This window comes from Microcystis sp. M44BS1 (assembly GCF_020244875.1).
Lineage (GTDB): Bacteria > Cyanobacteriota > Cyanobacteriia > Cyanobacteriales > Microcystaceae > Microcystis > Microcystis panniformis.
In genome coordinates, this window is sequence record NZ_JADBVM010000285.1 from 32,378 (window position 1) to 44,057 (window position 11,680).

Consider the following 11,680-nt stretch of genomic DNA (forward strand, 5'->3'; position numbering starts at 1 on the left):
TTTTTAAACCTATGAGAATTTGGCTTTACATACTAGCAGGAATAACCTCGGCTTTAATTGGCTGGAATATCGGTCAGATTTTCTTGACTGATTTAAAAATCCTGTCTCGGTTTCCAGAGGTGGTTCTTTTCCCCTGCGTCGCTATATCCTTAGGGATTGGGATGGTAATGAATGAAATATTTATTAGTAATCCCACCCGTCCTAAACTCAACTTTCGGATTGCTTTAGTTCCCCTATTAATTGCCACCTTAATCGGATTGATTGCCGGATTAGCTGCGGGTGGAATCTTTCAGCTATTAATTCAATCTGGAGTTGCTGAATTTCCAGGCAGACTTTTAGGTTGGCTTTTTGTCGGTGCAGCCGTTGGATTAGCCGAAGGACTTACTTGGCAATTTTACAGCATGGAAGCGGGGGATCGCGATCGCTTTCGACAACGGTTATATACTAGCATCATCGGTGCGGGTGTTGCCAGTTTAGTAGCGGTGGGAATCTTTGAATTTATTCGTCAATGGTTAGGCACCTCAGAAGCGTTTAGAAAAGCAGAAGATCCCCTCGGATTTGCCATTTTAGGCTTATTGCTCGGCCTAACCTTTACAATTACTAATTCTCCTAGCTACATGGCAGCACTGAGAGCCGGTAAAGGATTCGAGTACAGGAAAATCATTCCCGAACTCGAAAGCATTGATCCTCAATTTACATCCATAAATTCAGTCTTTCCTAACATCCATAAAACGCTCAAATTTGTCAGCGAATCGGATGCCGAAAAAATCGAAGAGGGACTGTCGATTCAACTTCCCGCCAAAGGAATCATCAAAATTGGTTCTGTCCGCAAAACTAAAGGTTCTGATGGTGTAGAAAGAGGATCGGATATTTATCTCCCCGGACTCCCCCCCCATATTGCTGACATCAAAATTATCAGCCGTGATGCCATTTTAGATCCTAACCCAACATCTTACAACCTTATTGAACTCAATGGCAGACGTTTAACTAACAACAAAGAAATTACCCTTAAACACAATAACCTGATAACTTTCCATGTTAAAGATAACCACAACCCCGATGAACCCAAAATCTATCGTTTCGTCTTCTACAATCGCTTCCTTGACCCACAAGCTTAGTTTATCAATGATTATGTTAAGCGCTCTTATTACCCCAGCTTGGGGAATTAAACCTGAAATCACAGATATTGAGGACATCGACGATAAAGTGACTCTTCAAATTCAAGTGACAGGAGAAGAAAGTAAACCGATTATGGGTTTAGCTGAAAGTGACTTTCAGCTGAAAGTTCTTGATAAAAAAAACAACAAAAATTATCAAGGAAAACAACTACCTTTTGACTGGAAGTCTCCCCGAGAAACGACTCCTCCTGATGCTTGGATTGTCGTTCTCATCGACTTTAGTGGCAGTATGAATTGTTCTCAGGCTCTCAACACAAAATGTGATGCCAAAGCGGTTGCTAAAGGAAAGCGAAAATTAGATGCAGCAATTAACGCGCTGGGAACATTTATTAAATTAGCCTCAGAGCGTAAAGGCAACACCTATTTATCTATTGTTCCCTTTGGGGTAGAAGGTAAAAATGACAAGCCTGGAGCCTGTAATTATTACCCAAAAGTTACTTCAGAAACTCTCGATAATTTTAATTTAGTGCAAGATGTTAAACTAACTAATTTTCTAGGTAGTCTTGCGGATAAAACTCCTTGTGCAACGACCAACTTCTATCAAGCTCTCAAAGAAACCGTCAAATTTTTTAAAAACGATAAAGAAGGTCGTTTCTATCCTAAAGATAAAGAAGGAAAACCTTTAAAACCTCAACCACGACTCTCAATTATTCTCCTTTCTGATGGCTTTGATAATAATAGTAATTATCAAGAAATTCAGAAAACTTTAGCCAATCTTCAGAACAATAAAGATATTGTTGTTCATACCCTAGGATATGGCTTAACCCCACAACAATTAGGCAAAAAATATTCCTTAGGTAAACCTGCTGTTCGTGGAGATATTAATAACCCAAAATTATCCCAAGCAACTAGAGAGCAACTAGAAAAAGAATTTGTAGATCAAAAACAGTTAGCGGAAATTGCGAAGTTAACAGGAGGAGTTACTGAATTTGCTGGTGATGCTGATGAAATTGCCGAGAAATTAGAAATTTTCCTTGATGCAATTCAAGGACGATACGAAATCAGTTATATCCAACCCAACGTTCGACGGGGAGGCGAATATGTAGCCACAGTTTTTACTCAGAAAGTAGCATCACAATCTAAACCTTATACCCTTGATTTTTTTGGGCGGACACTTCCCTTAGAAACCAGAATATTAATGCTTATTTGTATTTTTCTTGCTCTTGGTTTGGGAGGAGTTATTCCTTTTTATTATTGGGGAAAATGGTTAAAAGAAAAACAGAACTAATCCTAAATATTTCGGCACTTGTAAAGTTATGAAACAGATCTTTATTTATTCATCTCTCTTTTTTCTCAGTAGTTGTAATTTTCAGTTTAATCAACCTCAAATAACTTCAGAATGTCCTCAAAAACCCACAGCTATTCTCCTGGCAGAAAATCTAGAAAATGTTAACCTAACAACTGAAACTATCACAAAATCTAATCAGGTTAGTGCCACTAAAGCTGTCGGATACACTTTTACAGGAAAGTCAGGACAAAACCTTAGCTATAACACAGATGATGATATCTGTGTGTGGCTTTATAGTCCAGATAATCAAATTTTACAAGGAACAAAATTGCCAGAAGACGGAAAGTATTTGCTGCAAATTGCTGCCCCCAAAGGCTCTAAAACTTTTAAGATAGATATAAGTTTAGGAACGCTCGCTTCTTCCCCGACACCGACACCAAGACTCTCTCCATCTCCCTCACCTTCCCATGATCTCACACAAGATGAAGCAGAAAAACTTGTTAAACGTTGGTATGAAATTAAAAGACAGGCTTTCGGTTCTTCTTTTGACGACAGCTTAGTGAAGCAATACGCCACCGGAGAACTTTATTCTAATACCTTAGAAAAATGTAATGATGGAATCTGTGGGGGGACAGTGGGTTGGCTGCGCTCTAAAGGCTGTTATTATACTTATGATTTTTCCAATATTAATCGGATAGTCTCCTTTGATCCTTCAGGTTCGTCACCTTCAATAACAGTCAATGTAACGGAACAACTTACACTCCATGGTCCCAGAAGTGCCGGATGTGGAACCCCAACCCAGACTTATCAAAAAAATGTTACCTATTGGTTTAAAAAAGAGAGTGGAAATTGGAAAATTATTAACTATAAGGTAGGAACTTAATCATGGAAAGAAAAAGAAGAAAGTCAATAAAAGTCAGAACACAATCGAAGACTTACCATATCCAATGGTCTAGGTTTTTGCCCATCTTAATTTCTTTTTTTATAACATCTGCAATCGCTCTGTATCTCATCTTAAACTCCTCCAAAAAGGCATCCTGTACGACAACTAAATTATTGTTAATTAACAGTGTCCCTAAATCCATTGAAGGTAAAGTTGCTCCCAATAAAACCCTATGTTATGAATTTCAGGGAATTCAAGGGCAGCAATTACAATTAACAACTAATCAAAAAATAAGCCTGGTTTTTCCAAGTAATAAATCCCAAAATCTTCAAGGAGATTATAAAACAATTCTGTCCGAAACAGGCGACTATTCCCTAGTCATAGAAACGCAAGAAGATAACTTAGATTATCAAATTAACCTGATAGTAAGCTCGCAAAATATAACTAATCTGCCTAGAAAAACGCCCGTTAATGATTTTTCCCTAACACCTTTAACACCTCAACTTCCTAGTCAACCTAATCAGCTAACTTATAACGTTAAACAGTCACCTACTTTTTATCAAGATCAAGAATTGCAAAAAATCGTTGACAATATTGTAAGTTTAGCTCGATCTAGAAAGTTACCAATAGATAAATTATCTATCAGTTTAGTTGACTTAAATCAATCTGAATGTTGCGCTTATGCTGCTTATCAAGATAGTGAATTTAGATATCCGGCTAGTATTGTCAAGCTTTTCTGGCTAGTAGTTCTCTATAGTCAATATTATTATCAAGGAATTGAGCCGAATCAAATTCCTCCAGAAAAACTCAAAGTTATTTCTAAAATGATTAAAGATTCCGATAATGAATCAGCTAGTATTATTGTTGATAATATTACTCAAACCAAATCGAGTCAAAAAGACCTCACACCAGAAAAACTCAACGAATGGAGAAGAAAACGTTATGCTCTTAATGATTTTTTTGCATCCTATTTTGTTGATTCTGTTAATTACCCCCTTAATATTAGTCAGAAAACTTTTCCTATCCCCAATCTACTCGAGGATCCAGCCGGACCAGACCAACAAATTCGTCAGCTTAACGGCAAAAGCTCACCACCGAGACGAAATTATTTAAATACCTATAGCGTTGCTAGATTGCTTCTCGAAATTGAGCAAGAACAAGCCATTTCGCCAGCTTATAGCCAAGCGATTAAACAATTAATTAAACGAGATTTACATCCTCAAGCGTGGAAAGAAAAACCTTTTAATCCTATCCAAGACTTTTTAGGTCAATCTCTCCCCGTTAACACTCAATTTTATGCTAAGATGGGCTGGACATTTAATAATCGAAATGATGCGGCTATTATCGTCAGTCCTGATAACAAAGCTCATTATATTTTAGTTGTCTTTGGAGATGAAAAAAAGTTTTATCAAGACAAAGAGTTTTTCCCAATTCTTTCACGACAAGTTTATAACCAAATGCTTAAAAAATGACTTAATAAAAGACTAAAATAGGAGAGAAGTCGGGAAAATAAGCAGGTAAATACGCCAATTAAATTGCAAAGGATAATTCAAATGATTCTGGTTCTGATGGAGTTGCCGCCGAGATTCTATACATCTGTACTGAATAAAAAAAGTGCAGGACTTTTAGGATATTTTATTTTTCCTATCGGCATTTCAGGCTTTTTCAACATACCCTACTTAACTTTTCGCAATCCTTTAGAAAGATAGGCAACGAAAAAAGCTAACACTCCCGTCATCCCTACCTCAAAATAATTGGTCATGAGAATAGCGGTTAAAAACAGGAGTAAGATGATTAATATAGTCCGCTTTTGTTCAGGTAATTTCATCTCTAATTGCCTCTAATTCGGTTTTATTACTTAATGGTTGATAACCCAAAGAAAAAGCGAGAGAACTATCAAGAGAAACATCCTGCGGACGCGGTGCGCTCATGGGAACATCGCACTGTAAACAGGGTTTTATTTGTTGCCTAGGAAGGTTAAAAACTGCCGCCATTAGTAAACCAAATTGATAACGAGAAACTCTTTCTTTACCCCCCAGATGAATAATCCCTTGCACTTTTTCTAATGCCAAAAGTAAACCATTCACCGCACTATTAACCCCAACAGCCGTCCGATATTCATCGGTAAATAGAGATAATTCTTTTCCCTCTTGCAGGGTTTTTAAAAAGGGTTGCAGAAAACTATTAGCGCTGGGAGAAGGGGTACCAAACATCAAAGGCATTCGACAAATAGCTGCCCGAGGATATACTGCTAAAATGCCCTTTTCTGCCGCTACTTTTTGCTTACCATAGATACTGACTGGAGAAACGGGATCATTTTCGGAATAGGGGGCATTTTTACCATCAAAAACCAAATCGGTAGAGGTAAAAACTAGCGGTATTTGATATTGACTACATAAACGGGCAATTTCTAGAGAAGCTGTCAGATTAATTGCCTCGGATGCTTGGGGAAATTCTTGACAGAGATTCGGTTTTGATTGGGCAGCCCCATGAATTACTGCGTCGGGTTTAATCTGTTGAAAAAGTTCTTTAACTGCGGCTAAGTCTGTTAAGTTAACTTTAATTAAATTTGGGTTATTACTATTGACATTGTGATTAAGGTATGTACCAAAACTGTCCCAAGATGAGCGAGTTTTTTGATAAATATGCCAACCTAAAAACCCACTAACTCCAGTGATTAACAGCGTTTTCATAGTTTAGAGATTAAATCCTTTTTCGTAGGCTAAAAACTGCACCTGTGGTTCCAAAGGTTCACTAACTAAACCAATTCCTGCAAATCCCCATCGCTGCATCAGTCCCTTTAATTGTGTTCCTGAGAGAGTTTCCACAGAAAAATTATTGGCTAAATCCTGAGCATGGGTATTGATATAACTTAAAGCATCGTAGGATTCTTTAAACAGAAGCAGATAACTAGCCGGAGTTTCGCTTTCACCTTTTCTCAGACGCGCTACTAGGTATTGTCCGTCTTGTTTTGACCTGAGTAAATAATGAGTAGTTGCTAACATAGTTGGTTAGATAAAAAGTGATAAGGAAAAAAGGGGTTGGGGATTGGGTTTTAGGGTTTTAGGGTTTTAGGGTTTTAGTTGAAATTTCCCCCATCTCCCCATCTCCCCACTGATAACTGATTACTGTTTACTGATAACTGATAAAATTTACCCATTTCCCCTACTTTAAATCCTCCAATTTAATTCTAGGATCTACAGCTTTGAGAAGTAAATCAGCCAGAAGATTACCGATAATCAACATAGTAGCACCCATCATTAAACTGCCCATAACTAAATATAAATCTTTAGCCGTCACAGCTTGCAGAATTAAGCGACCTAATCCGGGCCAGTTAAAGAAAAATTCGGCGATAAATGCCCCACTTAACAAACTGGAAAATTCAAAGCCCAAAAGAGTTATCAGGGGATTAATAGCATTGCGTAAAGCGTGGACATAGATAACTTTATTTTCCGGTAAACCTTTCGCCCTGGCAGTTTGAATATAATCCTGTCGCAGAACATCTAATAATTGTCCCCGCATCAATCTTTGTAATCCTGCAAAACTGGTAACTGTCAGGGCAATAGTTGGTAAAATCATGTGCCAAGCGATATCTAAAACTTTACCGATAGGGGAATATTCCGAATAGTTAATACTGGTCATATCACCCACCGGTAAAAGCGGCGAGACATTTTGGGCGAGAATTAGCAGTAAAAGGGCAGTGATAAAACTGGGGAAACCTTGACCAAGATAACTGATAACTCGGAAAAATTTATCGATAAATTGGTTTTGTTTGACGGCGCTGAGAATGCCCAAGGGAATTGCAATCGCCCAGGTTAAAATGATGGAAGTCAAAGACATTAATAACGTCGCTGGAATTCTCTCTAATAATAGGGAAGACACGGGACGAAAATAGGTAAAACTCAGACCAAAATTAAACTGAGTTACCACTTGCCACAACCATTTAAAATACTGGACAATCGGCGGGTCTTTTAAACCAAAAAGGGCAATATATTGTTCTTTAGTTTCCTGACTAATCTTGGGATTCAGGTCAAGCAAAGCCAGAAACCCGCCGGGGGTTAATTGGATAATAGCGAAACTCAAAGCCGAGGCCAACAACAGAGTTAATAAACCCTGGAGAACACGCTTGACAATATACAAAAAAGTTTCGCTAGTTAGGAGAGATTGTAACCCATTAGCACTCGATCGAGCGGTGGCATCCTTATAATTATCATCAGTCGCCGTCATAGAAAAAAACCTAATAATCGATAATGGTAATAATTGGTAAATCGGGTAATTTTTCCCGACCACCGAGGTCGATTAACTCGATGATAAAGGCAAATCCTAACACCTCACAACCAATTTTTTCTAATAAATCGGCCGTTGCTTTCGCCGTCCCTCCCGTCGCGATTAAATCATCGACAATTAAGACTTTATGATGGGATGCCACCGCATCTTGATGAATTTCGAGGCTATCGCTTCCGTATTCCAAATCATACTCGATACTGTGAACGGCGGCGGGTAATTTGCCCGGTTTCCGGACGGGAATAAATCCCGCTTCTAATTGGTATGCTAAAGGAACCCCAAAGAGAAAACCCCGCGATTCCATACCGACAATATAATCGGGGGATAAACCGTAATCGCGACACTTTGCCGTTAGGGTATCGATCGTGTAACGTAATCCTTGGGGATGATTGAGTAGGGTGGTAATATCGCGGAAGACAATACCCGGTTTGGGAAAGTCAGGAATATCGCGAATCAGTGATTTCAGATCCATTCGGTTTCCGTGTCTCGTAAAATGGGGGACAGCTATCTATACAATACAATTTACAATATCCTGACTCGATCGCCCTTGTGTTTTAGTTATCCTATATCATGACCCCTACTAGCCTAACGCCCGAATCTACAGCATCAGCCCCAGAAAAACCAGTTATTTTAAGCGTTTTACCCGATTTTCCGATTGCCAGTCAGCAATGCGCCCTACATCTCCAACAGCATATCGATTTAATGCTATTAGCGTTGGAATCCTTAGAAGTCGGTGCTGGGGAGGCCCTGTTAGCCCTCTGTAAAGAACTAGGACTCGATAAAATTGTCAGAAACCGGATTATTTTCTGGCGCTTACGCTGTACTAATCCCTGGCGAATTTCCTACACCCTCGACCGTCTCACCCTTGACCAAGCAAAAGCTTTAGTTATCATTGCCAGTTATCGGGCCAAACCCCTAGCTATATCCATCCGACAATTACTGTTAGCGCGGCAACAGATGGAATCAAAGGGTTTACCCGTGGATAATAATTTTCTTTTATCAGAATACCTAGAAAGATTTCGCTCCAATTTTCGCAGTCGCATGAACCCCCGTCGGGCCAAAGTATCGGTTTATCTAGCCGATGAAAATGCTTTAAATGAACTGGCTTTATCCCTCCTCGATCGGTTATTATTTTGTACTGGTACGACGGGAATGCAGCGGTTTTGGATTAGTTTATTTGATGGGGAGATCGTGTAGAAATGAGAAGACAGTATAGCTTGCCCAATTGTACCCTGATTCTCGATGGTTTCGGCGATGATTTCGCCCCAGCTAATCCCGGTGATAGCCGACCTTTACTCTCAATTTTGACTAACGTAGAATGTCGGTTAATCGGGGCCAATAAAGTCCTGCAAGGTGGTCGGGTTTTCTTGGAAAATTTAGTACAAGCGGTCAGTCAGTATGCCCAAGAATTTTTGAGTGGTGTTCGTCATCCCCAAGACCCCGTCCATGAACCAGATCATGTGTACCTAGAAAAGATTGACCAGAATCTCCATCGTCTCGTTTGGTATCCATCAACGGACTTGAATATCCCAGAAAGTCCGGTCAAGATAGAAATCAGTACCGTGCAGTTATTCGATTTAATAGAAGCGATTGACCAATTTTTTGCAGATACTCGCACTTTACCTGACCTAACCCTGAAATTACAGCCAGTTTCCCGTCGCTACCATAAGGTTAATGAATCGGTGGCCAGTCGAACAGTGCCTTTTTTGGCAGGATTAGGCAGTCTTGTCGCTTGCGCCCTACTTTTCTATCTGTTACCCGTCCCCCAAGTCCGTAAACCCGAAAATCCCCCCATTCCTGCCGCTTCTCCCAGTCCCACCGTCCCCACTAATCCTGTCCCCCCTCCCAGATAAAATTAGTCCCTTGCGCTTTTCCCCACACCCCACACACTGCTCTGTCCCAGTTTTTAGAGAAAGTAACCGAAAAAAACCAGATCTTTTTTGCACAAGTTAGAAAATTGTGTTATGCTGGCAAATCTGTGAAGGTTTTTCGATAGGGAGTATTGAAAAAAAAATGACCAAACTGGGAACCCATTTGATTGTCGATGCTTGGCAAGTACCTGCTGACCTCCTCAACGATCCCGAGCGCATTCGTCGCGCTATCCTCGATGGAATTACGGCAGGAGAAGCAACGCTGATCGATTTGTGTGTCCACCAGTTCAGTCCCCACGGAGTTACCGCGACGGCGACTTTAGCTGAATCTCATATCGCGATCCACACCTGGCCTGAACACGGCTATTTCGCCGCCGATTTATTCTTCTGTGGTGCCGGTAAACCCGTGGTTGCCATGGAAATTTTGACCAAATCCCTGCAAGCAGGTGAGATTAAAGTCCGGGAACTAACCAGAGGATTCCCCAGTTCTGGGGCAGTTTATGAAAGCAAAAAGGAAGAACCCCTTAAGTCTTCCCTAGTTATGGCCTAATTTCTAGCGCCGGCCTCGATAATAAGTTAGCAGCACTGGCGATCGCCTAAACTGAAATCGTGATCAGGATAACCTTTGTTTTTATCCTCGCTCTCTTTCCCTCTCTGCTTAGTCTCTGGTTAATTAACCGATCCCAACAGAGATTAAGCAACCGTTTGAGAGGGATTCGCTATCGTCACGAATACAGCACGGTGATGGCCAGTGATTTTTTGTCAATCCCTCCAGGGACAGAAAATAAACCGGCCTTTATCGGTGATCTTAGTTGTCGTTTTAATGCCTATTCCCCCCATTTGCGTTGTGCGGTTAATCCCCCGGGTCCTTGTGAAGGTTGTCGGCAGTACGAAGCTAAAACTGGCACAGTATAAGCGGCTTGAGCTTCCAAAAAGTTCCCTATTTGCTATCCTTAAAAATTATCGCTATCGCAATTGAGGAGTGTGGGAACAATGGCGTTCAAACGAAATTTGACCCTCTTAATCATCGGATTAGGATTAACTTGTTTACCCGTATATCCGGCCCAAGCTAACCAAATCAGCACCGTCACCCCGAATACGGCAGCCAATCAAACTCTCGCTACCCATCTGGTCCTAAAACTGAAAGAGAGAAAAGTTTACGTTTATCAAGATAAGCAACTTTTAGCACAATTTACCGTCGCCGTCGGCAAAAAAGGCTGGGAAACCCCCACCGGTAAATTTGAAGTGCGGGAATTAGTTCGCAATCCCGTCTGGAAAAGTCCTTGGACAGGCAAAGTCAGCACCCCCGGTCCCAATAGTCCCCTAGGGGAAAGATGGATCGGTTTTTGGAGTGACGGCAAAAATTCCATCGGTTTTCACGGCACCCCCGCGGAAAATTCCCTCGGTACTGCCGCTTCCCATGGTTGTGTGCGGATGCGGAATCGGGATGTGAAAGTGTTGTTTGATTTAGTCCGCATGGGAACCCCTGTCATCGTTCAACCTTAATTCCGGCAGGTATTTTTTTAAGATAGGCAGGTCTTCCGGGCGATCAATATCGGCTAATTTAGGCAGATAAGCGGTCTTTAAAGCCAGTTTAGCGGCGATTGTCTGGGTTTTCGCCAAGACTTCCCCCGTCCCCCAGGGAATACCGTCAAAAAGCTCTGGAAAGACCTGTTTTAAAGCAATTAGGTAGTATCCTCCATCTAACGCCGGCCCTAAAACCATATCGTGGGTTTTTAGGGCCTCAAAGGCTGCTAAAATCTCTTTTTCCCCGATTTCTGGGCAATCTGTGCCAATAATAGCGATCGCTGTCATCCCTTGAGCAAAACCATCGGCAAAAGCATTTTGCATCTTTTCTCCTAAGTCTTTTCCCCGTTGAGAATGATAGGAATAATGCTCACCTAACCAAGTACGCATTTTTTCCTCGCTGCCCCCATGGTAGTAGATGATCAGAGAGAGAAAATTCCTCAAACCCGCTAATTTACTGAGAGTATATTCGGCCAGTTTGCGGTGCAATTCTTCGGCTCCCTCGGCTGCCAAAGCTGGAATCATACGGGTTTTTACTTTCCCCAATTCCGGATAACGGGTAAAAATAATCAGTTGTTGTCTCCAGTCCACGAGTAATTGCGACGATGATATTAATTAAGTAGGGAGGCAAAATTATTTGTAGGATGGGTTAGCGGTAGCGTAACCCATGCAGGCGTTGGGTTTCATGCTTCAACCCAACCTACGTTCA

15 protein-coding genes are annotated in these 11,680 nt (G+C 40.9%); 9 read left to right on the plus strand and 6 right to left on the minus strand.

What is annotated here, in order from left to right:
- The first annotated feature begins 11 nt into the window (after nt 1-11).
- From IM515_RS21715 to IM515_RS21730, 4 genes are all read left to right on the plus strand, one after another.
- Nucleotides 12-1,118 carry a hypothetical protein gene (locus tag IM515_RS21715; protein ID WP_287627262.1) on the plus strand — a complete coding sequence of 369 codons (1,107 nt, stop codon included), beginning with the start codon at nt 12-14 and terminating at the stop codon, nt 1,116-1,118.
- A gap of 13 nt (nt 1,119-1,131) precedes the next feature.
- Nucleotides 1,132-2,406, plus strand: a complete 1,275-nt coding sequence (locus tag IM515_RS21720) for a vWA domain-containing protein (protein ID WP_287627263.1) — start codon at nt 1,132-1,134, stop codon at nt 2,404-2,406.
- A 28-nt stretch (nt 2,407-2,434) separates the two neighbouring features.
- Nucleotides 2,435-3,289, plus strand: coding sequence for an ARC6/PARC6 family protein (locus IM515_RS21725; protein WP_287627264.1), 855 nt, complete (start codon nt 2,435-2,437; stop codon nt 3,287-3,289).
- A 173-nt stretch (nt 3,290-3,462) separates the two neighbouring features.
- The gene (locus IM515_RS21730; RefSeq protein WP_287627265.1) at nt 3,463-4,761 is read left to right on the plus strand and encodes a serine hydrolase; all 1,299 of its coding nucleotides are present in this window, start codon (nt 3,463-3,465) and stop codon (nt 4,759-4,761) included.
- 203 nt (nt 4,762-4,964) lie between these two features.
- On the opposite strand, the gene IM515_RS21735 is transcribed toward IM515_RS21730, so the two are convergent.
- The 5 genes from IM515_RS21735 to IM515_RS21755 form a co-directional block, all read right to left on the minus strand.
- Nucleotides 4,965-5,117, minus strand: coding sequence for a hypothetical protein (locus IM515_RS21735; protein WP_287627266.1), 153 nt, complete (start codon nt 5,115-5,117; stop codon nt 4,965-4,967).
- Entirely contained in the window at nt 5,104-5,982 is an 879-nt protein-coding gene (locus IM515_RS21740; protein ID WP_287627267.1) for an SDR family oxidoreductase, read from the minus strand. Before IM515_RS21740 ends, IM515_RS21735 begins: the two co-directional genes overlap by 14 nt.
- A 3-nt stretch (nt 5,983-5,985) precedes the next feature.
- On the minus strand, nt 5,986-6,294 hold the full coding sequence (locus IM515_RS21745; protein ID WP_002737657.1) for a hypothetical protein: 309 nt from the start codon (nt 6,292-6,294) through the stop codon (nt 5,986-5,988).
- Between the two features lie 160 nt (nt 6,295-6,454).
- Nucleotides 6,455-7,516, minus strand: a complete 1,062-nt coding sequence (locus IM515_RS21750) for an ABC transporter permease (RefSeq protein WP_072924375.1) — start codon at nt 7,514-7,516, stop codon at nt 6,455-6,457.
- Between the two features lie 10 nt (nt 7,517-7,526).
- Nucleotides 7,527-8,045, minus strand: coding sequence for an adenine phosphoribosyltransferase (locus IM515_RS21755; RefSeq protein ID WP_002742074.1), 519 nt, complete (start codon nt 8,043-8,045; stop codon nt 7,527-7,529).
- A 98-nt stretch (nt 8,046-8,143) separates the two neighbouring features.
- Between IM515_RS21755 and IM515_RS21760 the strand changes: the two genes are divergently transcribed.
- The 5 genes from IM515_RS21760 to IM515_RS21780 all read left to right on the plus strand — a co-directional run bounded on the left by IM515_RS21760 (nt 8,144) and on the right by IM515_RS21780 (nt 10,950).
- Nucleotides 8,144-8,770 (plus strand): DUF3038 domain-containing protein, encoded by a 627-nt coding sequence (locus IM515_RS21760; protein WP_002768936.1) that lies wholly within the window; start codon nt 8,144-8,146, stop codon nt 8,768-8,770.
- A gap of 2 nt (nt 8,771-8,772) precedes the next feature.
- The gene (locus tag IM515_RS21765) at nt 8,773-9,426 is read left to right on the plus strand and encodes a DUF4335 domain-containing protein (RefSeq protein WP_002768934.1); all 654 of its coding nucleotides are present in this window, start codon (nt 8,773-8,775) and stop codon (nt 9,424-9,426) included.
- A gap of 160 nt (nt 9,427-9,586) precedes the next feature.
- Complete coding sequence (speD, locus tag IM515_RS21770; protein WP_002735723.1) at nt 9,587-9,994, plus strand: adenosylmethionine decarboxylase; 408 nt, start codon at nt 9,587-9,589, stop codon at nt 9,992-9,994.
- Nucleotides 9,995-10,053: 59 nt separating this feature from the next.
- Nucleotides 10,054-10,359, plus strand: coding sequence for a DUF6464 family protein (locus IM515_RS21775; RefSeq protein WP_002768930.1), 306 nt, complete (start codon nt 10,054-10,056; stop codon nt 10,357-10,359).
- Between the two features lie 78 nt (nt 10,360-10,437).
- Nucleotides 10,438-10,950, plus strand: a complete 513-nt coding sequence (locus IM515_RS21780; protein ID WP_287627268.1) for a L,D-transpeptidase — start codon at nt 10,438-10,440, stop codon at nt 10,948-10,950.
- Here the strand turns inward: IM515_RS21780 and IM515_RS21785 are convergent.
- Complete coding sequence (locus IM515_RS21785) at nt 10,912-11,562, minus strand: TIGR04282 family arsenosugar biosynthesis glycosyltransferase (RefSeq protein WP_287627269.1); 651 nt, start codon at nt 11,560-11,562, stop codon at nt 10,912-10,914. The two genes, IM515_RS21780 and IM515_RS21785, sit on opposite strands and share 39 nt — an antisense overlap.
- Between the last annotated feature and the right edge of the window lie 118 nt (nt 11,563-11,680).

Excerpts from the sequence above, each read along its gene's own strand:
- IM515_RS21715 (WP_287627262.1), top strand. The coding sequence starts at position 12 with ATGAGAATTTGGCTTTACATACTAGCAGGAATAACCTCGGCTTTAATT.
- IM515_RS21720 (WP_287627263.1), top strand. The coding sequence starts at position 1,132 with ATGTTAAGCGCTCTTATTACCCCAGCTTGGGGAATTAAACCTGAAATC.
- IM515_RS21725 (WP_287627264.1), top strand. The coding sequence starts at position 2,435 with ATGAAACAGATCTTTATTTATTCATCTCTCTTTTTTCTCAGTAGTTGT.
- IM515_RS21735 (WP_287627266.1), bottom strand. The coding sequence starts at position 5,117 with ATGAAATTACCTGAACAAAAGCGGACTATATTAATCATCTTACTCCTG.
- IM515_RS21740 (WP_287627267.1), bottom strand. The coding sequence starts at position 5,982 with ATGAAAACGCTGTTAATCACTGGAGTTAGTGGGTTTTTAGGTTGGCAT.
- IM515_RS21745 (WP_002737657.1), bottom strand. The coding sequence starts at position 6,294 with ATGTTAGCAACTACTCATTATTTACTCAGGTCAAAACAAGACGGACAA.
- IM515_RS21750 (WP_072924375.1), bottom strand. The coding sequence starts at position 7,516 with ATGACGGCGACTGATGATAATTATAAGGATGCCACCGCTCGATCGAGT.
- IM515_RS21755 (WP_002742074.1), bottom strand. The coding sequence starts at position 8,045 with ATGGATCTGAAATCACTGATTCGCGATATTCCTGACTTTCCCAAACCG.
- IM515_RS21760 (WP_002768936.1), top strand. The coding sequence starts at position 8,144 with ATGACCCCTACTAGCCTAACGCCCGAATCTACAGCATCAGCCCCAGAA.
- IM515_RS21765 (WP_002768934.1), top strand. The coding sequence starts at position 8,773 with ATGAGAAGACAGTATAGCTTGCCCAATTGTACCCTGATTCTCGATGGT.
- speD (WP_002735723.1), top strand. The coding sequence starts at position 9,587 with ATGACCAAACTGGGAACCCATTTGATTGTCGATGCTTGGCAAGTACCT.
- IM515_RS21780 (WP_287627268.1), top strand. The coding sequence starts at position 10,438 with ATGGCGTTCAAACGAAATTTGACCCTCTTAATCATCGGATTAGGATTA.